16 protein-coding genes and 1 pseudogene are annotated in these 18,311 nt (G+C 60.6%); 3 read left to right on the forward strand and 14 right to left on the reverse strand.

The window, feature by feature from the left end:
* From ACP7E4_RS22850 to ACP7E4_RS22860, 3 genes and pseudogenes are all read right to left on the reverse strand, one after another.
* Positions 1–1,162 (reverse strand): annotated as a pseudogene (locus ACP7E4_RS22850) (hypothetical protein); the annotation flags it as partial.
* 231 nt (positions 1,163–1,393) lie between these two features.
* Entirely contained in the window at positions 1,394–2,113 is a 720-nt protein-coding gene (locus ACP7E4_RS22855; protein ID WP_426117877.1) for a 16S rRNA (uracil(1498)-N(3))-methyltransferase, read from the reverse strand.
* Positions 2,114–2,220: 107 nt separating this feature from the next.
* A complete protein-coding gene (locus ACP7E4_RS22860; RefSeq protein ID WP_426117876.1) occupies positions 2,221–3,627 on the reverse strand; it encodes an adenosylmethionine--8-amino-7-oxononanoate transaminase in 1,407 nt (468 codons plus the stop codon).
* 211 nt (positions 3,628–3,838) lie between these two features.
* Between ACP7E4_RS22860 and ACP7E4_RS22865 the strand changes: the two genes are divergently transcribed.
* Positions 3,839–5,698 carry an FAD-dependent oxidoreductase gene (locus tag ACP7E4_RS22865; protein ID WP_426117875.1) on the forward strand — a complete coding sequence of 620 codons (1,860 nt, stop codon included), beginning with the start codon at positions 3,839–3,841 and terminating at the stop codon, positions 5,696–5,698.
* 123 nt (positions 5,699–5,821) lie between these two features.
* Here the strand turns inward: ACP7E4_RS22865 and ACP7E4_RS22870 are convergent, their stop codons facing one another.
* The gene (locus ACP7E4_RS22870; RefSeq protein WP_139110428.1) at positions 5,822–6,055 is read right to left on the reverse strand and encodes a hypothetical protein; all 234 of its coding nucleotides are present in this window, start codon (positions 6,053–6,055) and stop codon (positions 5,822–5,824) included.
* A 601-nt stretch (positions 6,056–6,656) separates the two neighbouring features.
* Here ACP7E4_RS22870 and ACP7E4_RS22875 point away from each other — a divergent pair.
* Both ACP7E4_RS22875 and ACP7E4_RS22880 read left to right on the forward strand, forming a co-directional pair.
* Positions 6,657–7,205: a cytochrome b gene (locus ACP7E4_RS22875; RefSeq protein ID WP_426117874.1), complete on the forward strand. Its 549-nt coding sequence runs from the start codon at positions 6,657–6,659 to the stop codon at positions 7,203–7,205.
* A gap of 26 nt (positions 7,206–7,231) precedes the next feature.
* Positions 7,232–7,810, forward strand: coding sequence for a YceI family protein (locus tag ACP7E4_RS22880; protein WP_331149509.1), 579 nt, complete (start codon positions 7,232–7,234; stop codon positions 7,808–7,810).
* A gap of 284 nt (positions 7,811–8,094) precedes the next feature.
* Here the strand turns inward: ACP7E4_RS22880 and ACP7E4_RS22885 are convergent, their stop codons facing one another.
* The 10 genes from ACP7E4_RS22885 to ACP7E4_RS22930 are packed head-to-tail and all read right to left on the reverse strand — an operon-like array spanning position 8,095 to position 18,247.
* On the reverse strand, positions 8,095–9,321 hold the full coding sequence (locus ACP7E4_RS22885) for a beta-ketoacyl-ACP synthase (protein WP_426117873.1): 1,227 nt from the start codon (positions 9,319–9,321) through the stop codon (positions 8,095–8,097).
* The gene (fabG, locus tag ACP7E4_RS22890; protein ID WP_426117872.1) at positions 9,321–10,049 is read right to left on the reverse strand and encodes a 3-oxoacyl-ACP reductase FabG; all 729 of its coding nucleotides are present in this window, start codon (positions 10,047–10,049) and stop codon (positions 9,321–9,323) included. The genes ACP7E4_RS22885 and fabG overlap by 1 nt, the downstream gene beginning before the upstream one ends.
* A complete protein-coding gene (locus tag ACP7E4_RS22895) occupies positions 10,046–10,501 on the reverse strand; it encodes a 3-hydroxylacyl-ACP dehydratase (RefSeq protein WP_426117871.1) in 456 nt (151 codons plus the stop codon). The genes fabG and ACP7E4_RS22895 overlap by 4 nt, the downstream gene beginning before the upstream one ends.
* Positions 10,498–11,694 (reverse strand): beta-ketoacyl-[acyl-carrier-protein] synthase family protein, encoded by a 1,197-nt coding sequence (locus ACP7E4_RS22900; protein WP_426117870.1) that lies wholly within the window; start codon positions 11,692–11,694, stop codon positions 10,498–10,500. Before ACP7E4_RS22900 ends, ACP7E4_RS22895 begins: the two co-directional genes overlap by 4 nt.
* Entirely contained in the window at positions 11,691–12,200 is a 510-nt protein-coding gene (locus ACP7E4_RS22905; protein WP_426117869.1) for a hypothetical protein, read from the reverse strand. Before ACP7E4_RS22905 ends, ACP7E4_RS22900 begins: the two co-directional genes overlap by 4 nt.
* On the reverse strand, positions 12,197–12,931 hold the full coding sequence (locus ACP7E4_RS22910) for a class I SAM-dependent methyltransferase (protein ID WP_426117868.1): 735 nt from the start codon (positions 12,929–12,931) through the stop codon (positions 12,197–12,199). Before ACP7E4_RS22910 ends, ACP7E4_RS22905 begins: the two co-directional genes overlap by 4 nt.
* The gene (locus tag ACP7E4_RS22915; protein WP_426117867.1) at positions 12,928–14,175 is read right to left on the reverse strand and encodes an NAD(P)/FAD-dependent oxidoreductase; all 1,248 of its coding nucleotides are present in this window, start codon (positions 14,173–14,175) and stop codon (positions 12,928–12,930) included. Before ACP7E4_RS22915 ends, ACP7E4_RS22910 begins: the two co-directional genes overlap by 4 nt.
* On the reverse strand, positions 14,162–15,334 hold the full coding sequence (locus tag ACP7E4_RS22920; protein WP_426117866.1) for a sodium:proton antiporter: 1,173 nt from the start codon (positions 15,332–15,334) through the stop codon (positions 14,162–14,164). The genes ACP7E4_RS22915 and ACP7E4_RS22920 overlap by 14 nt, the downstream gene beginning before the upstream one ends.
* The gene (locus tag ACP7E4_RS22925; RefSeq protein WP_426117865.1) at positions 15,331–17,691 is read right to left on the reverse strand and encodes an MMPL family transporter; all 2,361 of its coding nucleotides are present in this window, start codon (positions 17,689–17,691) and stop codon (positions 15,331–15,333) included. Before ACP7E4_RS22925 ends, ACP7E4_RS22920 begins: the two co-directional genes overlap by 4 nt.
* Positions 17,663–18,247 carry an outer membrane lipoprotein carrier protein LolA gene (locus tag ACP7E4_RS22930; protein ID WP_426117864.1) on the reverse strand — a complete coding sequence of 195 codons (585 nt, stop codon included), beginning with the start codon at positions 18,245–18,247 and terminating at the stop codon, positions 17,663–17,665. The genes ACP7E4_RS22925 and ACP7E4_RS22930 overlap by 29 nt, the downstream gene beginning before the upstream one ends.
* Positions 18,248–18,311: the final 64 nt, after the last annotated feature.

Below are 18,311 nucleotides of genomic sequence, written 5' to 3' on the forward strand. Positions count from 1 at the left end.
GCAACACGTCGGGCGCAGGCGGTTGAGCCGTCCACAGGCCCGCATCGCCTTGGGTATTCGGATCGACAATGTGCTCAAGGCATTGTGCCCAGGCGCCGACTTCCAGTGGCAATGGCACGTAAGGCGCGGTCCCCGCCTCGCATTGCCGCACATGTTTGCGGGCAGCGCTGAAAGCGTCTGCCAGGAACTCTCCGCTCAGGTCGCACAGGTAGCGCGCAGGCTGGTCGAGCATCCATTCAAAACCGGTCTGCCGCGCGCGTTGTGGCGCCGGAATGGATAGCGGGAACGCGCTCCTTTTGAGGTTAAGCCACGTGACATGGGCTATGCTGGCCGTTGCCTGATTATCCTTGTCACGCACATCAAAATTGCTGAAAGCGTCCAGCATGGCCATGCCATCCGGTCGGTGGGCAAAGACGGTTTTGGAGCGTTGTTTCGAGACCCGCAAGTCCGGGCTTTGACAGCGCTGACGGCGCAACGCCGAGTCGCTTTCCAGACGCTGCAACCGAGCCCCGCTCAGTTGCACCTCGCTGAAACACAGCTGCGTGTCTACCGGTCGATCATTCCAGTTGGCGGGCAACCATATGTCGTCCAGGGCCTTGCCGGTGGCGAGCCGCGCGTCTTCAACGTATCCCTCGCCCTCGCGGAATTTATCCAGCTCGATATCGTGATACGTCGTGCGCTCGGCGCTGATCCGGACTTCCAGTTCCCGCCACAGCTTGCCGTCGACGAAGACATAGATAAACCCGGCGCGGCACAACACCGGAGTGCCATGATCGTAGGCGCTGTTGACGCCGGGCAGCGCCACAAAGGGCAGCACCGGGACGATCTGGTTCCACTGCTGATCCAGTTGCCGCGGCGTGATCCGGGTTTCAGGGAGCGGTAACAGAATCGGCTTGCCGTGCTCGGCCTCGATCTCCAGCATCAGGCGATGTTTGGGTTCGCCAGACCAGTCCCAGACATGCAAGGCGCTGGCCGCACACATGTAGGCGGTTACGGTTTCGGGACGGTCTTGCGCGGTCAGTGCATCCAGCCGTTTGCGGGCGTCCTCCTCGTAGAAAGCCAGGCGCTGGGTCGAGGGATGGTTCTTGCCGACTACCTGGACGATGAGTTTATTGATTTCGCAGCACGGGCCACGGCTCAGGGTGCCAACGGGATCAGGCATGTCAGGACTCCTGTCCTGTCACGAAATGCTGGCAGCGGGATTGGATGAGCACGGGCAAGTCCTTGTCCTTGGAAAAGGCAGGACTTTGCATCTTTATGGTTAAAGCGTAAGTCAGCGATGGATAGTCAAGATTGTAGGAAATTTCCGATATCAATGACTTCAAGTGCAAATGCGCCGCCAGAGCCTCAGCGGCGCATGTAGAGGCTGCTCAAGTAGCGTCAAAGATCAGGCTTAAAAATCCCCCCACAACTGCTGCGCCACGCTCAGCGCTACGACCGGTGCAGTTTCGGTGCGCAGGACGCGTGGGCCGAGGCGGGCGGCGTGGAAGCCGGCGTCCTGGGCCTGATCGACTTCAGCGTCGTTCAAACCGCCTTCCGGGCCGATCAGGAATGCCAGCGAGTTCGGCTTGCTGTGACTGGTCAGCGGTTCGGCGACCGGGTGCAGGACCAGTTTCAGGTCGGCTTCGGTACGTTTGAGCCAGTCGGTCAGGGCCATCGGCGGATGAATCACCGGCACCACCGAGCGGCCGCACTGTTCGCAGGCGCTGATTGCAATCTGTTGCCAATGCAGCTGGCGCTTTTCCGCGCGGTCGTCCTTGAGGCGCACTTCACAGCGCTCGCTGACAATCGGCGTGATCTGCGTGACGCCCAGTTCGGTGGCTTTCTGAATCGCCCAGTCCATGCGTTCGCCACGAGACAAACCCTGGCCCAGATGAATCAGCAGCGGCGATTCGGTCTGGCCGGCGAAGGTTTCATTGAGCTGCACGCGCACGCGTTTTTTGCCGACTTCCAGCAAGGTGCCGCGAAACTCCTGCCCCGAGCCGTCGAACAGTTGCAGCGCATCACCCTCGGCCATGCGCAACACGCGCCCGATGTAATGCGCCTGTGCTTCAGGCAGTTCGTGTTCGCCGAGGCTCAGGGGGGCGTCGATGAAAAAGCGTGACAGTCTCATGGTGGGTCTCTGAAAAATGTGAAGGTCTGCGTTATTGCCTTCGCGAGCAAGCTCGCTCCCACAAGGATTACCTTTTCCTGTGGGAGCGAGCTTGCTCGCGAAGATGCCTAACCCGGATCACGGAAGTCCGGGTGGAAGTTCTCACGCACGGCGACGCTGATGCTGCTACGTGTCGCAATGTCGATGCCCTCGGTCGCCACTTCAGCGAGGAAGTCGATCTGTTCCGGGGTGATCACGTACGGCGGCAGGAAATACACCACGCTGCCCAGCGGTCGCAACAGCGCGCCGCGTTCCAGGGCATGCTGGAAGACCTTCAAACCGCGGCGCTCTTGCCATGGATACGCGGTTTTGGTCGCCTTGTCCTGCACCATCTCGATGGCCACGGCCATGCCGGTCTGGCGCACTTCGGCCACATTCGGGTGGTCCGCCAGATGCGCCGTGGCGGTTTTCATGCGCTGGGCCAGGGCTTTGTTGTTCTCGATGACGTTGTCTTGCTCGAAAATATCCAGCGTAGCCAATGCCGCCGCGCACGCCAGCGGATTGCCCGTGTAGCTGTGGGAATGCAGGAAAGCCCGCAAGGTTGGATAGTCATCGTAGAACGCGTCGTACACGTCATCGGTGGTGATGCACGCCGCCAGCGGCAGGTAACCGCCGGTCAACGCCTTGGACAGGCACAGGAAATCCGGGCGGATGCCAGCCTGTTCGCAGGCGAACATGGTGCCGGTACGCCCAAAACCCACGGCGATTTCATCGTGAATCAGATGCACGCCGTAGCGGTCGCAGGCATCGCGTAGCAGTTTGAGGTAGATCGGATCGTACATGCGCATGCCGCCCGCGCCCTGGATCAACGGCTCGACGATGACCGCTGCAACCGTGTCGTGGTGCTCGGCGAGGGTGTGTTCCATGGCCGCGAACATGTTGCGCGAGTGTTCTTCCCAGCTCATGCCTTCGGGGCGGTGATAGCAGTCGGGGCTCGGCACCTTGATAGTGTCCAGCAACAGCGCCTTGTAGGTTTCGGTGAACAGCGGCACATCGCCCACCGACATCGCGGCCATGGTTTCGCCGTGATAGCTGTTGGTCAGGGTGACGAAGCGCTTTTTGTCCGGTTTGCCGCGATTGAGCCAATAGTGAAAGCTCATTTTCAAGGCAACTTCGATGCACGACGAACCATTATCGGCGTAGAAGCAGCGAGTCAGGCCGTCCGGCGTCATCTTGACCAGACGCTCGGACAGTTCGATCACCGGCTGATGGCTGAAACCCGCCAGAATCACGTGCTCCAGTTGGTCGACCTGATCCTTGATGCGCTGATTGATGCGCGGGTTGGCATGGCCGAACACATTGACCCACCAGGAACTGACTGCGTCCAGGTAACGTTTGCCTTCAAAGTCCTCCAGCCAGACACCTTCGCCGCGTTTGATCGGGATCAGCGGCAGGTTTTCGTGATCTTTCATCTGGGTGCAGGGGTGCCACAGGACCGCGAGGTCGCGCTGCATCCACTGATTATTCAAGCCCATTGGTTATCTCCGAGTGACGACTCGCATGGCGCGAGGACGAACAATCGCGCAAGCCTATGCAATGCCCGGCTGCGGGACAACCTCTTGTGCGTAATGGCATCGTGCTTAGAGCGCTGGCAGGCCCGCAATGGCTGGCGTATCCTTCGCGGCTCTTCGACGTCTCGGGCTTGGTTTTCCGAAACTTCCTACGTTTTATTTCGGAGTTCGCTGAATGCTTTCTGGTTGGCTGCGCGCCTGTGCGCTATTGGTAGTTGGGCTGGTCAGCGTTTCGGCGCTCGCTATTGAAAAACAACACACAGCCATCGTCGTCGGTGGCGGACTGGCGGGCCTGACGGCGGCCTACGAGCTGCAAGGCAAAGGCTGGCAAGTCACGCTGCTGGAAGCCAAACCCAACCTGGGCGGCCGCTCCGGTCTGGCCACCAGCGAGTGGATCGGCAACAGCAAGGCTCAGCCAGTGCTGAACCAGTACCTGAATCAATTCAAACTCAGCAGCGTGCCCGCGCCTGAATTTGTGCGCACACCGAGTTATCTGATCGACGGTGTTTATTTCACCAAGGCCGAACTGGCCCTCAAGCAACCGGCCACCGCCGAAGCGATGAAGCGTTACGAGGAAACTCTCGATAACCTCGCGCGTTCGATCAGCGATCCGGAAAATCCAGCCGCCAACAGCACGCTGTTTGCCCTGGACCAGATCAACGTAGCGAACTGGCTGGATCGTCTGTCCTTGCCAGCTACCGCACGTCAGCTGATCAATCAGCAGATTCGTACCCGCTATGACGAGCCTTCGCGCCTGTCGCTGCTGTATTTCGCACAGCAATCACGGGTCAATCGCGACATTGAAGACCGTGATTTCCGCGCCGCTCGTCTGCCCGGCGGCAGCGCTGTGCTGGTCGAATCGTTCGTGAAGCAGATCAAGGCAATCAAAACCAACTCGCCGGTTTCCGCGATCATCCAGGAAAAGGATGGCGTGACGGTCAAGGTTGGCGCAGTCGGCTACAGCGCTGACTACGTTGTCGTTGCGGTGCCGTTGCGCGCGTTGAACAAGATCCAGATGACTCCAGCGCTGGATGCTCAGCACATGGGCGCCATCAAGAGCACCAACTACGGCTGGCGCGACCAGATCATGCTCAAGTTCAAGACGCCGGTCTGGGACAGCAAGGCGCGCCTGTCGGGCGAGATCTACAGCAACACCGGCCTGGGCATGCTCTGGATCGAGCCTGCACTTAAAGGTGGCGCCAACGTGGTGATCAACCTGTCTGGCGATAATGCCCGCATCATGCAGTCGTTCGGCGACAAACAGCTGGTGGACCAGGTGCTGATTCGTCTGCACGCGTTCTACCCGCAGGCGCGCGGCGCTTATACCGGCTATGAAATCCGTCGTTACAGCGTCGATCCTTCGACAGGCGGCGCTTACCTGGCATTTGGTCCGGGGCAGATCAGCAAATACTGGCGCCTGTGGGAAAAGCCAGTTCAGCGTGTAGCTTTTGCTGGCGAACACACCGACACAATGTTCCCGGGTACGCTGGAAGGCGCCTTGCGCACGGGGCAGCGTGCAGCCAGCCAGGTGCAGGATCTGGCGGCTGGCAAGTCGTTCGAACCGGTCAAGATTGTTCCAGCGGCAGCTCCGGCACCGAAAGCGTCCGGCGGCAATTTCTTCAGCAACCTGTTTGGCGGTTCGTCTGACAAGGCTGAAGCGAAGAAACCAGAACCGGCCAAACCAGCCGACACCGCCAAGCCGCAAGAGAAGAAGGGCTTCTTCTCGCGTCTGTTCGGTGGATCCGACGAGCCAGTTGCTCAGCCTGTCGAGAAAGCGCCAGAGCCAGCACCTGCTCCAGTACCGGTAGCGCCAGTGGTTGCTCCGGTAGTTGAGCCGGCCAAGGCTGAGCCTGCGAAGGTCGAGCCGGCGAAAAAAGCGCCAGTGAAGAAGACGCCGACCAAAGAGCCTGCGAAGAAAGCACCGGCCAAGCCAGTGACGCACAAGGCTCCGGCCAAGACCGAAGCTGCCAGGAAGGCTCCGGCCAAAGCCAAGACCGAAGCAGCACCGGCGCCAGCGGCCGATCCGAAAAACTGATCTGCTGAGGCCTGTCCAAGTCCTCTCCCACCAAAGAGGGACAGCAACAATGAAAAGGGCGCGGTTTTCAGACCGCGCCCTTTTTTGTCTGTTCTGCACTGCATCACTGCTGCAACTGCACCATCATTTGGCTTCGGTGGTGATGAAGCTTTTATGCCCTTCAGTGCGCCGCGCTTCTTTCAACATCCACTGTGGCTCGCCTCGGCATTTGTATTTCACGCCCTTGCGGCGCGCCATGGCGCTGACTGTTTCCATACATTCTTCTTTCGACGCATAAGCCTCGCCAGGCCTACGCTCATCCACACAACCTTCCATTCCACTGCACATTGTCATAACGACAAAATAAACAGTCATCATCGCGGTGTTGCTCCATTGATCGCTGCGATCTAAACGTCCTGCGCCGGCCCTCGTTAACAGTCTGAGGCACTGATAGCAGTGATTGATTTGGCACGTGAAGGGCGGTGACAGGCGCTTCCCTTTGCAGGCCTGGGAAGAATGCTGAGGCTTATTAAGTGGCCTAACAATGGCCCAAGGCTTCCATCCGTCGGAATAACGTCACTATTATTGCTTTTGCTGGAGGGCGTCATTTTGGCGTTACAGGTTTACGCCATAAAATTGACTTTTCAAGAGTTTGCTAGAGTTGTAGCCTGACTGGCTCGCTGATGCCTGGCTGGCGGACCGGGAGAAAAAACAGGCGCGCGCTGCCGCTCATCTGGGCCGATTGGCCGATGGTCATGGCGTGGTTTTGTTGGATTCGATTTGTCAGGATGCTACATACCTGTAACAACGCTGAAGCGGTTGGAGCAGTCTGGAGGTGGTAAAGCGGGACAGGAAGCCTCTGTGAGCCGAATACGAATCAGGTAACAATCGTATTTCTCGATATTTCAGAGCGAAATTTTGCGCTTTCATTCGATAGATAAAAAGTTAGTCTGGTATCACTTCCTACAAGGTAATGGCAATGCAGCTACGCAACTCTTCCTCTCGCTACGGTCTGGTCAGCATGGCGCTGCACTGGGGTGTAGCTGTCGCAGTGTTTGGTCTGTTTGCGCTGGGGCTGTGGATGGTCGGGCTCGATTATTACGACAGCTGGCGCAAGGCCGGTCCTGATCTGCACAAGAGCATTGGCATCACGTTGTTCGCGTTCATGTTGATCCGCATCGTGTGGCGCTTACTCAGCCCACCACCGCCGTCGCTGGCCAGTTATGGCAAGTGGACCCGGATCGGCGCGACATTTGGTCATCTGTTTCTGTATGTCGGTCTGTTTGCCGTGATGTTCGCCGGTTACCTCATTTCCACCGCCGACGGCGTGGGGATTCCGGTGTTTGGCTTGTTCGAGGTGCCTGCTTTGATCAGCAGCCTTCCCGATCAGGCGGACAACGCGGGCACGGTTCATTTGTATCTGGCCTGGGTGCTCGTGATCTTCGCGGGGCTTCATGGTCTTGCTGCGCTGAAACACCACTTTATCGATCGCGATGTGACCCTCAAACGTATGTTGGGCCGCACCTGATTTCTCAACCAAGAAGGGAATACCGCATGTTGAAGAAGACTCTCGCCGCTCTGGCTCTGGGTACCGCATTATTGTCCGCCGGGCAGGCGATGGCCGCTGATTACACAATCGACAAAGAGCAGCAGCACGCTTTTGTCGATTTCAAGATCAGCCACTTGGGCTATAGCTTCATCCACGGTACGTTCAAGGACTGGAGCGGTACATTCAGCTTCGACGCCGCCAAGCCTGAAGCCAGCAAAATCAACGTTGATCTGAAGACTGCCAGCCTGTTCACCAATCACGCTGAGCGCGACAAGCACATCAGCAGCAAGGACTTCCTCGACGTTGCCAAATACCCGGACGCGAAGTTCGTTTCCACCGCGGTTAAATCCACCGGTGATAAAACCGCTGACGTAACCGGCGACCTGACACTGCACGGCGTTACCAAGCCGATCGTGATCAAGGCGACGTTCAACGGTGAAGGCAAGGATCCATGGGGCGGCTACCGTGCCGGCTTCAACGGTACTTCCACGCTTAACCTGAATGACTTTGGTATCAAAGGTCCAGGTCCAACATCGCAGACACTGGATCTGGACATCAGCTTCGAAGGCGTCCAAGCCAAGTAATTACTGGCTGCTTGAAAAAACGCCGACCTTTGGGTCGGCGTTTTTGTGTGTATCTATGTCTGGGGGCAACCGCCAGGCACCGCAGACGTATTGTCTGAACCTACGCCTTCCCGGCTAAAGCCGGTCCCACTGGATCGCGCTGATTTGTGGGATCGGATTTATCCGGGAAGACGGCATTCCAGTAGACGCAAATGGATTGGCTGTACATTGCAAATTCTGTTGGAGCGAGGCTTGCCCGCGAACATAGAATCTCCAACAGATCCTGCTTTCGAGCAATCTTGATCTCACCGCCACCGCTTAAAGATCAACGAGGTATTCACCCCGCCGAACGCGAAGTTGTTGTTCATCACGTATTCATGGCTCATGGCCCGGGGTTCGCCGCGCAGGTAGTCGAGTTCGCCGCATTGGGGGTCGATCTGGTCGAGGTTCATGGTGTGGATGTAGCGGTCGCGGTTGAGCATTTCGATGCAGAACCAGGATTCCAGCGCGCCGCATGCACCGAGGGTGTGGCCGAGGAAGCTTTTCTGCGAGCTGATCGGCATGCGTGGGCCGAACAGGCTGCTGGTGGCCAGGGTTTCGGCGATGTCGCCTTGTTCGGTCGCGGTGCCGTGGCCGTTGACGTAGCCGATGGCTTCGGGCGGCAGGTTGGCGTCTTCCAGGGCCAGCTCCATGGCGCGGCGCATGGTGACTTGCTCCGGGCGGGTGCTGTGGGCGCCGTCGGCGTTGCTGCCGAAACCAACCAGTTCGGCGTGGATATGCGCACCGCGCGCCAACGCATGTTCCAGTTCTTCAAGAACCAGCATGCCGCCGCCTTCGCCGATCACCAGGCCGTCACGGCCCGCGTCATAGGGGCGCGGGCTGGTCTGCGGCGCGTCGTTTTTCAGGCTGGTGGCGTACAGCGCGTCGAAGACCATGGCCTCGGTCGGACACAGCTCCTCAGCACCGCCCGCCAGCATCAACGGCAAACGGCCGAACTTGATCGATTCATAGGCGTAGCCGATGCCCTGGCTGCCGCTGGTGCAGGCGCTCGACGTGGGAATCAAGCGGCCAGTCAAACCAAAGAAGATGCTGATATTTGCCGCCGTGGTGTGCGGCATCATGCGCACGTAGGAGTTGGCGTTGAGGCCTTCGGCGACCGAATTGAGCAGCATGTTGCCGAACGCCTTGATCTCGTCGGTGCTGCCGGTGGACGAACCGCACGCGGTGCCCATGCGACCGTCACGAATGATCGGGTCGTTGAGCAGCCCGGCGTCGATCAACGCCTGCTCCGACGCGCCCACGGCCAGGCGCGAAACCCGGCCCATGCTGCGCAGTTGCTTGCGGGTCCAGTGCGTCGGCACCACGAAGTCATCGATAGGTCCGGCCAGGCGAGTGTTGAGTTCGGTGAACCGGTCCCACTCGTCCATGCGCCGAATGCCGCTGCGATTGGCGTTGAAGTTGGCTTCGATGCTGGCCCAGTCGCTACCCAGGGAAGTGATGCCGGACATGCCGGTGACGACGACGCGCTTCATCAACACAGACCTCCATTGACGGCCAATACCTGCCGAGTGATGTACGACGCTTCGGCCGACATCAGGAAATTCACGGCACCCGCGACTTCTTCCGGGGTGCCCATTCGCTGGGCCGGGATCATCTTCATCAGTTCATCCACAGGCACGTTTTCGTCGAGCATAGCGGTGTCGATCAAGCCCGGCGCGACGCAATTGACGGTGATCTTGCGCTTGCCCAGTTCGATGGCCAGCGCCTTGGCGGCACCGATGACACCGGCCTTGGACGCGCTGTAATTGACCTGGCCACGATTGCCGATCAACCCCGACACTGAGGTAATGCACACAATACGCCCCGCCGCGCGACGGCGGATCATTGGCATCATCACTGGATGCAGGACGTTATAGAAACCATCGAGATTGGTGCGCAGCACTTCGTCCCAATCGTCATCGGTCAGCGCCGGGAACGCGCCGTCGCGGGTCAGGCCGGCATTGAGCACTACGCCGTAATAGGCGCCGTGGGTTTCCACGTCGGCTTCGAGAATGGCTTTGCAGCTGGCGCGGTCGGACACATCGAATTGCAGGATGCGCGCCTGCCGCCCCATCGCATGGATTTCCGCCTGCACCGCTTCGGCTTCGCTGCGTCCGTTGCGGCAATGCAGGATCAGGTCGAAACCCGCCTGGGCCAGCCGTAAGGCAATGGCGCGGCCGATGCCACGGCTGGAGCCGGTGACCAGTATCGAGTCAGTCATGTTGCGGCTCCTTCGGCCAGGTACTTCGTAGGTTGCGGCGGGCAATACACGTTCAGGCGGGCGAACGCTTCGATGTCGGGGCCGGTCAGGCGGCATTCGAAAATGCCCATGCCGCTTTCGTCCTGCAGGGAGCGCAGGGCGTGGATGGTCAGTTCGCTGCCTGCGGGAAAGCAGTCGACGTTGCACTCGAACTTGCGGCTGCCGAGCAGGAAGCCGAGTTCAACGTTTTCGCCTCGGGTTCGCGCCCGATACCCCGCGTAGGCCGCGACACTTTGCGCCATCAGTTCGATGCCAACCCACGCCGGGATGCTGCCGTCTTCGCGGTTGAACAGGCCACCGGGCCGCACGGTCAGACGTGTCTGAATCTGTTCCTCATCAAAGCTGAGGATTTCGTCGATAAGAATCATGTCGCCAGCATGGGGGATCAACTCGGCGATGGGCCATTGCTTCAAGGGGCATCTCCGATAATCAGGCTGATATTGTTGCCGCCGAACGCAAACGAATTGCTCATCAGGCAACGCCGGTCAGTGTGCGCCAGACGTTCGCCGGGTGCGGTCCAGCGCAGCGCAGGCAATTGCGGATCGGCTTCGCCATCCCATAACTGCGGCGGCACCGCATGGGCGCTGTTCTCGGGTGCCAGGCTCAACCAGCAGAACGCCGCTTCCAGCGCGCCCGCTGCGCCCAGCGTATGACCGGTGAGCGGTTTGGTCGAGGAGCACGGCACGCCTGCGGGAAAGATTGCGTTGACGGCAAGGCTTTCCATGGCGTCATTGAGCGGCGTCGCGGTGCCATGCAGATTCAGATAGCCAATGTCCTGCGCCTTGAGCCCGGCGTTATCCAGTGCTTGCTGCATGGCCTGGCGAGCGCCGCGCCCGGTGGGCTCCGGCGCAGAAATATGATGCGCATCACAACTGGCCCCTGCGCCGAGCAGGGCGATGGCATGCACGCCGTCGGCTTCGCGGGTCATCAGGAACAGTACAGCGGCTTCGCCAATGTTGATCCCGTCACGATTGCGCGAGAACGGATTGCAGCGTTTGGTCGACATCGCTTCCAGCGCCGAAAAACCGTTCAGGGTCAGTTTGCACAAGCTGTCTACGCCACCACATAAAACCGCATCGCACAGACCTTGATCCAAAGCGCGGCGGGCACTGAGCAGGGCGCGGGCGCTGGAGGTGCAGGCGGTGGAAATCACGTAGGCCGGGCCGCTCAGTTGCAGCCAGTCGGCAAGAAAACTGGCCGGGGCGCTGAGTTCCTGTTGCTGGTAATCGTAGGTGTCGGGGAATTGCCGGTCGCGCAGCCAGGCGGCGATGCTGTCGCTGGCTTCGTCGATGCCCGACGTGCTGGTGCCGAGAATCACCCCAATGCGTTCAGGGCCGTGACGCTGGATTGCCTGACGAATCTCGCCTTCGATTTGCAATGCTGCGGCCAGCAACAACTGATTATTGCGACTGCTATGCGAGGCCAGATGCGCAGGAATCAACGGCAACCCGGACTTGACGGCACCCACCGGCAACACGCGCTCGGGCACCCAGCCGCTTTCGTCGTGCATGCCGCTGCCGTCCCCGGCAAACAAGCGACGGGCGATTTCTTCGCGGTCGTTGCCCAGGGCGCAAATCAGACCGAGGGCGTTGAGGTAGGCAGTCATGGAGCAATCTCGGTGTTCAACGGGCTGATGCGGAAGGTCGGCGTACTTTGGTCTTTGCTCTCGGAGCCAGTCCTCAGCCCAAGGGTAAAGACGTCAGCCGTGCGGTATTCGACACCCCAACGGTCGTCGAGGCTGCGCCGCAGACCCTGACGTCGCGCCGTGGGGTACGCGTCGCGCAATTCGGTGTCGGGGGTCAGCGCAAAGAGTAGTGCGGCGAACAGCTCCCGCGCCTCGGCATTGGGCGGCAACAAGCCATCGGCCTGCCATTGACCGTTGATCAACAGCTGGCGCGCCAGCGGGATACCCAGCGGGTCCATCAACGACCAGCGCAAACCTGCGGATTCCTGCTGAATCACCAGCAGCCAGTCTTGCCGTTGCTCGTCCTGTTGGCGCTGCACGTGCAATTGCATCGGCAGTTGCAAGTGCGGCATGGCGCTGGGCAGCGGTGCCTGGCTGGCGCAGGAGCTCAGCAGCAGGACGCAGGCCAGCAACAGCGCGCGGATCATTGGGCTGCACCGTTCAGGGGTTTGCGGGCCACAACATTGACCAGGGTTTCTTCCCGCTGGCCGACCGGCGCGGGTTTGCGCAACTTCAGGCGTTCGAGCAGGCCGAAATCCTTGGCGCGGCTCCACCACAAATACGGGTACGAAATGTTCTGCGCGCCGAACTCGAAGCCCCGCTCGCGCAGCATCTGCACATATTGCCCGGCACTTTTCTGCACGTGCATCGGATGGCGGAACAGCCAGCGAATCACCCAGGTATCGATATAGGCGTCGGTGGACTCGGCAAACAGCAAGTATCCGCCCGGTTTCAATACCCGATAGAACTCGGCGAGGGCTTGTTCCTGCTCCACCAGATGGTGAAAAGTCTGGTGACAGAACAGCAGGTCAACGCTGGCGTCCGGTACGTTCAGCGCCGCACAGTCGCTGCCAATCAGCTCGATATTGATCCCCAGTTGCCGGGCTTCGGCACGGCTGGTGGTCAGGCTTTGCGGATCGGCGTCCACGCCCAGCAGGCGCGACGGCGCGAATGTCCGGCACAAATGCTCGAACGACTTGCCCTGGCCGCAACCGGCATCCAGCAACACCGGCTGACTCGGCGGCGCGCTGTCGAACAGACTGCGCAGATCGTCGATGGCCACCCTCAGCACGCGGTGTTGCCAGGTGTAGCTGCGCAGAAACCACAGGCCGAAGCGGGTTTCTTCGACGTAGCTGTCACTCAGGAACGGACCGCTCATGAATCCATGCCAGCGCAGACTTCAGCCAGCATGCGCAGGCGCCGCTTGGGTTCGGTGACGAACGGGTTGCGCTCGTCCCATGCATAACCGGCGAGGATCGAGCAGATCATGCGGCGGATTTCCGGAGTCCCGCCTGCATAAAAGATCACGTCCTGAAAGATGCCGGTGTACCAGCCTTCGACATACGCCCGGAACGCATCGACGCCGCGTTTGAGGGGGACGGCAAATTCAGCTTCCCAGTCCACCGTTTCGCCTTGCAGTTGGCGATGCAGCGAGGCCGCGGCCATGCTTGCCGAGCGCATGGCGATGGTCACGCCGGACGAGAACACCGGGTCGAGGAATTCCGCCGCATTGCCCAGCAACGCGAAACCCGGGCCGTGCAGGGTTTTGACGTTGGCCGAATAACCGCCAATGGTCCGCGCCGGGGTATCCCACACGGCATCCTTGAACAGGCCTTTGAGGTTTGGGGTTTCGTCAATGAACGCACGCAGGCAGGCGTCGAGATCCTTGGGTTTGTCTGCGAATCGCTCGGCCGCCGCGACCACGCCCACCGAGCAACGGCCGTTGCTGAACGGGATCGACCAGAACCACACGTCGCGGTGCTCGGGGTGAATGCTGACGAGGATCTTCTCCCGGTCAAAACGCGTGCTGTCGATGTGATCTTCCACATGGGTAAACACCGCCTGGCGCACCGGGAAATTCGATGGCGCTTCAAGGTCCAGCAGGCGCGGCAACACGCGGCCATAGCCGCTGGCATCGAGAACGAACTTCGCCTGCACGCTGTATTCACTGCCGTCTTCGCGACGCGCGCGCAGGATCGGCTCGGCATTGCTGAAATCGGCGGCGATGATTTCCTGCTGATAGCGAATCTCGACGCCCTGCAACTCGGCCTGATCGGCCAGCAGCTTGTCGAAATCGCCGCGCAACACCTGAAAGGTCGTTGGCTTGCCATTGCTGAAGGTTTCGCCGAAGTCGAAAGCGCTGTAACGCTCGCCCCAGGCAAACGCCGCGCCGTTCTTCTTCTGGAAGCCCGCAGCCTGCACCGCTTCCAGCATGCCGGCTTCCTCGACGAAATCCAGGCAATGGGCAAGCAGGCTTTCGCCGATGGAGAAACGCGGAAACTGCTGGCGTTCGATGATCAGCACATCGTGTCCATTGCGCTTGAGCAATGCCGCCGCGATAGCCCCGGAAGGACCCGCGCCGATGACGACGACCGTGCGACGTTCCATATCAGTTATTGGCACAAGATTTCCTTACCTGTTCAGCAGTGTTCAAGGGGGTTCGCAACGGCACACGGCCCATGCCAGCCAAAGCGGGCAGCAAGGTCGCGATCAGGCCCATCAGCATCAGCGCAAAGTACAGCGCCGGACTGATGAGCTGTTGTTGCAGCAGCAGATTGAGGAAAACGATTTCACTCAAGCCGCGAATATTCAGCAGCAGGCTTTCCCGCCAACGGCTGGCGCCGGCAAACGAGACTGGCGCCCAACGCAGGCCCAGCCAGTTACCCAGCAGTTTGCTGACGATGGGCAGCAGGATCAGTGCGCCCAATTGCAGCCAACTCAGGCTGGACATGGCGCTGTGGACATTGATCTGCACGATGCCGAACGTCAGGATCAGCGGAATGGCGAGAGTGTTTTGCAGGCGCATGAACAGTTGCGGATCAAGCGGCGGCACCCAGGCCTGCTTGAGCCGGGCCATGCATAGCAAGTAACCGATGCCGAAAATCAGCGCGTTGAGCTTGTAGTGTTCAGCCACCACCAGCAGCGCGAAGAACGTCATGCTGTAGACCAGCGGCTGGCGCAGTTGCAGGGCGCGCAACAGCAGCGGCACGCAAGCGCCAAGCAACGGCAGCAGCAGGCTGGTCAGGTGCAGACTGCCTTGGGCGAGGGCGAACAGGCTCCAGCAGGTCAGATCGATCAAAATCGCAGTTTGCACCAGGCGCCGGGTCGCGGCGGGCGGATAGTCGATGTGCCGCAAATACAGGAACAGCACCGGAATCGCCGTGATGGCGAACACCAGGCCGATGGCCAGCGAACTGAGCCAGGCTTGTTCCGGCAGCAGCCAGACCGCGCAGACCAGCCCGGCAATAAACGGCACGCAGAAACTCGGCAAGGCGATTTTCAGGCTCTGGCGATCCAGCTTCAGCTCGATCACGTCGCTGAGGATATGCCCCAGCACCATGGCGAAACTCAAGCCGTACAGAGATTTCAACCAGACCGGCGCCACCAGTTGCGCGCCGCTCAGCTGCCAGCCCGGTTCGATCCAGAACAGCATCAACAACGGCAGGCCGAAGGTGGCGAGCAACAATTGGCTGACGATGGGAATCAGGCCCAAATGCCGACCCAGGCGAGTCGCCAGTGCGAACAGGATCAAGGCCATTAGCCAGAACAACAGGATCATCATGAGGCCGACTCGGTTGCGCTGGCCGCAGGCGCGTGCCCGGCGCGGTTTGCGGCCCACGGCGCGAGCATGAAGCTAAACGCCAGGCCGAGGCTGACCGACAAACCAAAGTTGCTGATGGCCGGTGTCCCGGAAACCGCCAGCAGGCCGAACGACAACCAGGTCGTGACCGCTGCCAGCAAGGTGCCCAACAGACTGACCGCCGCGCCGCCGATCTGCTCGCGCATCAGAATCGCGTAATCGACGCTGATCGCCGTCACCAACAACAGACCGAACAGGCTGAACAGCGTCAGCGGCTGACCGAGCCAACCGAGGCTGGCCAGGCTGCACAGCGCCGCCAGCAGCGGCAAGGCGACGATGCGCAACGCGCCGCTGAGGCCGAACGGCAAGATCAACAACAAGACGATCAGTACGCAGGACAGCAGTTTCAGTTCCGCAGCGCTGATTTGTGTCGCGGCAAACACCGTGTTCAGTTCGCCGAGCCGATCAACCAGTTGCACGCCTTCAAGATCCTGCGCCTGCACCCGCAGCAGCGCCGGGTTGTTCAAGCCTTGCAGGCTGACCAGTCCGGCGACGCCATCGTCGGTAGCGCCCAGCCAAAGGGTGCGCCAGGGTTCGCCGAGTGGTCCGGCCAATACCGTTTCGATGTCGGCATTGGGCAGCGCTTGCAGGCGATTCAATTCAGCCTGCAAGGCGGCCGCCGGCACGCCGAGATCGACCAATGGCTGCCATTGGCTCGCCAGTTGGGCCAGCGCGCGGCGGGTTGCCTCCTGATCGGAAGGTGCCGCGACCAGTTGATTGAGCGACATATAACCTTGCAGTTTCTCCATGCTCACCAGCTGATCAAGACGCTGACTCAGCGCGGTCTGGCGTTCGAGCAATTGCTGTTGATCCTTGCCGCGCACCAGGAAAAACTGGCTGGTGGGCTGGAAGCCGGTGATGCGCGCGATAGCCTGGGCTTCGTCGGTTAATGATTGCGGCGCGGCAACCCATTGGCGAATGTCGTTCTTGGTGGTCAATTGCCACAGACCGCCCGCGCAGAACGCCAGTAGCAGCGCCAGCAGAATTGGCGTGCAGATCCGCCGCAACAACGCTTCGCGGCAGGCCAGCATGTGTTCGGCCAGGTGCAGCGGCCATTGCGCGGGGCGCAGCTCGACATTCTTGAGCAAGGCGGGCAGCAGACAAACGGCGGTCAGGTACGCGCCGATCAAGCCCGCAGCCGAGAATACGGCGATCTGGGTCAACGCCGGAAACGGCGTCCAGGCCAGCGCCAGATAGCCGATGCAACTGGTGGCCAGACTCAACGTCAGGCCTGGCAGCGTCAGGCGCAGCGCCGGCCAGCTGCGCCAAGGCTTGAGGCTCCAGCTTTTCGACAGGTAATGCAGCGGGTAATCCACGGCCACGCCGATCAGGCTGGAACCGAGCACCAGCGTCATCACATGCATATGACCGAACAGCGCCACGCAGGCCACGGCACCAAACAGCATGCCGACCATCACCGGAACGAACGCCAGCAACACGCGCCAGCGGCGAAATGCCAACAGCAGCAACAACAGAATCCCCACTGTCGCGCCGCCGCCGACCCAGGTGATTTCGCGGCTGGCCTGACGCTGGCCATCGGCGGCGTACAGCAAACCGCTGGCGGCGAGTAACTGGCCGTTGACCTGCGCCGCCTGTTCGCGAGCGCTGCTGAGCAGGTCGGCGACTTGCAACGGCAGATGCATGTCGAACGCATTGCCTTGGGTCCGGGCGCGCAACAGCACCCAGCTTTTGCCGTCGGCGCTCGCAATCAATGCGCCGCTGCCGATATCCGGCTGCACCGAGCCGTGTTGCGGCATGCCGTTCTGGATGCGGCCGGTCAGCCCCAGCCAGTCATCCTGGCTTGGCACCAGGCTGAAACCGGTGAACGGATCGAACAGGCTTTGCACGCGCTGCTGAATGAACGCCTGGGGATGCTCGATCAATTGCGCACGTTCCGCTGCGGGCAGCATTGCCAGTCGCCCTTGCAGCAATTGCGTGCGCAATGCGGGCAAGTCGGCTTGCAGGCTCCATTGCACCTTCTCGAACAGGCCGCTGGCCTGCCATTGCTCGCTCAGGCGCTTCGCCAGTTCGATGGCTTGCTGGCGATCGGCATGCCCGACCAACACCAGCATTTCCCGATTGAGCGGTTCCTGCATGCGCTGTTCGGCGCGCAGTTCCAGCGCATCCGGGCTGGTACCCGGAACCAGCTCCATGAGGTTGGCGGACAACGGCGCACCGTCGCGCCATTGCCAGCCCGCCAGGGCCAGAACCGCCAGCAGGACAATCAGGAAAAAACGGGGCAACAGGCGTTCAGTCGGCAAAGTCGTGACGCTCCGCATCGCTCAAGGCTGGCACGCTCTGGCTGTCGAGCATCTTCAACAGGGTGCTGTCGCCCTGGGTTTCCAGCAGTTCGATGCGCTGCACCAAGGCGCCGCCATCGATATTGATCTGCTTGAACACTTGCTGCAGCAGCAACGAGCGCGGGATCAGCGTCAATTGCCATGCGCTTGCATCGCCCTTGAGTTGCAGCTCGAAATCGCGCTGCAAACCGCTGCTGTCGCCCTGCAGAACGGCGAGGAACAAACGGTTTTGTTCAGCGCCTGCGCTCTTGGTCGGCAGCATTTGCCAGCCAGTACCAATGCCTGCTTCACGCCGGGCAATGCCAGCCGGGCTGATCCGGTAATCCTGCTTGAGCGGCGTATCCAGCAGCCACAACAGGCCGAACTCCTTGGCCAGCACGAACTTGCCCTTGCTCACCAAGGGTTGCGGCAGGGCGCGCAGGTGTTTTTCCTGAATGAAGCTGCCGCGCACCACCACCGGTTTGGCCAGTTGGTCGCTCAGCTGTTGCAGGTCGAAGGCGTTCGCCAGGGGTGACAGGCAGATCAGTGCCAGCATGCTGAATACCGTGGGAGCGAGCTTGCTCGCGAAGAGGCCAGTGAGGCTGGTCCATCGCTTTCGC

The sequence above is a fragment of the Pseudomonas sp. DSP3-2-3 genome, assembly GCF_049898225.1.
In the GTDB taxonomy this organism is placed as follows: Bacteria; Pseudomonadota; Gammaproteobacteria; order Pseudomonadales; family Pseudomonadaceae; genus Aquipseudomonas.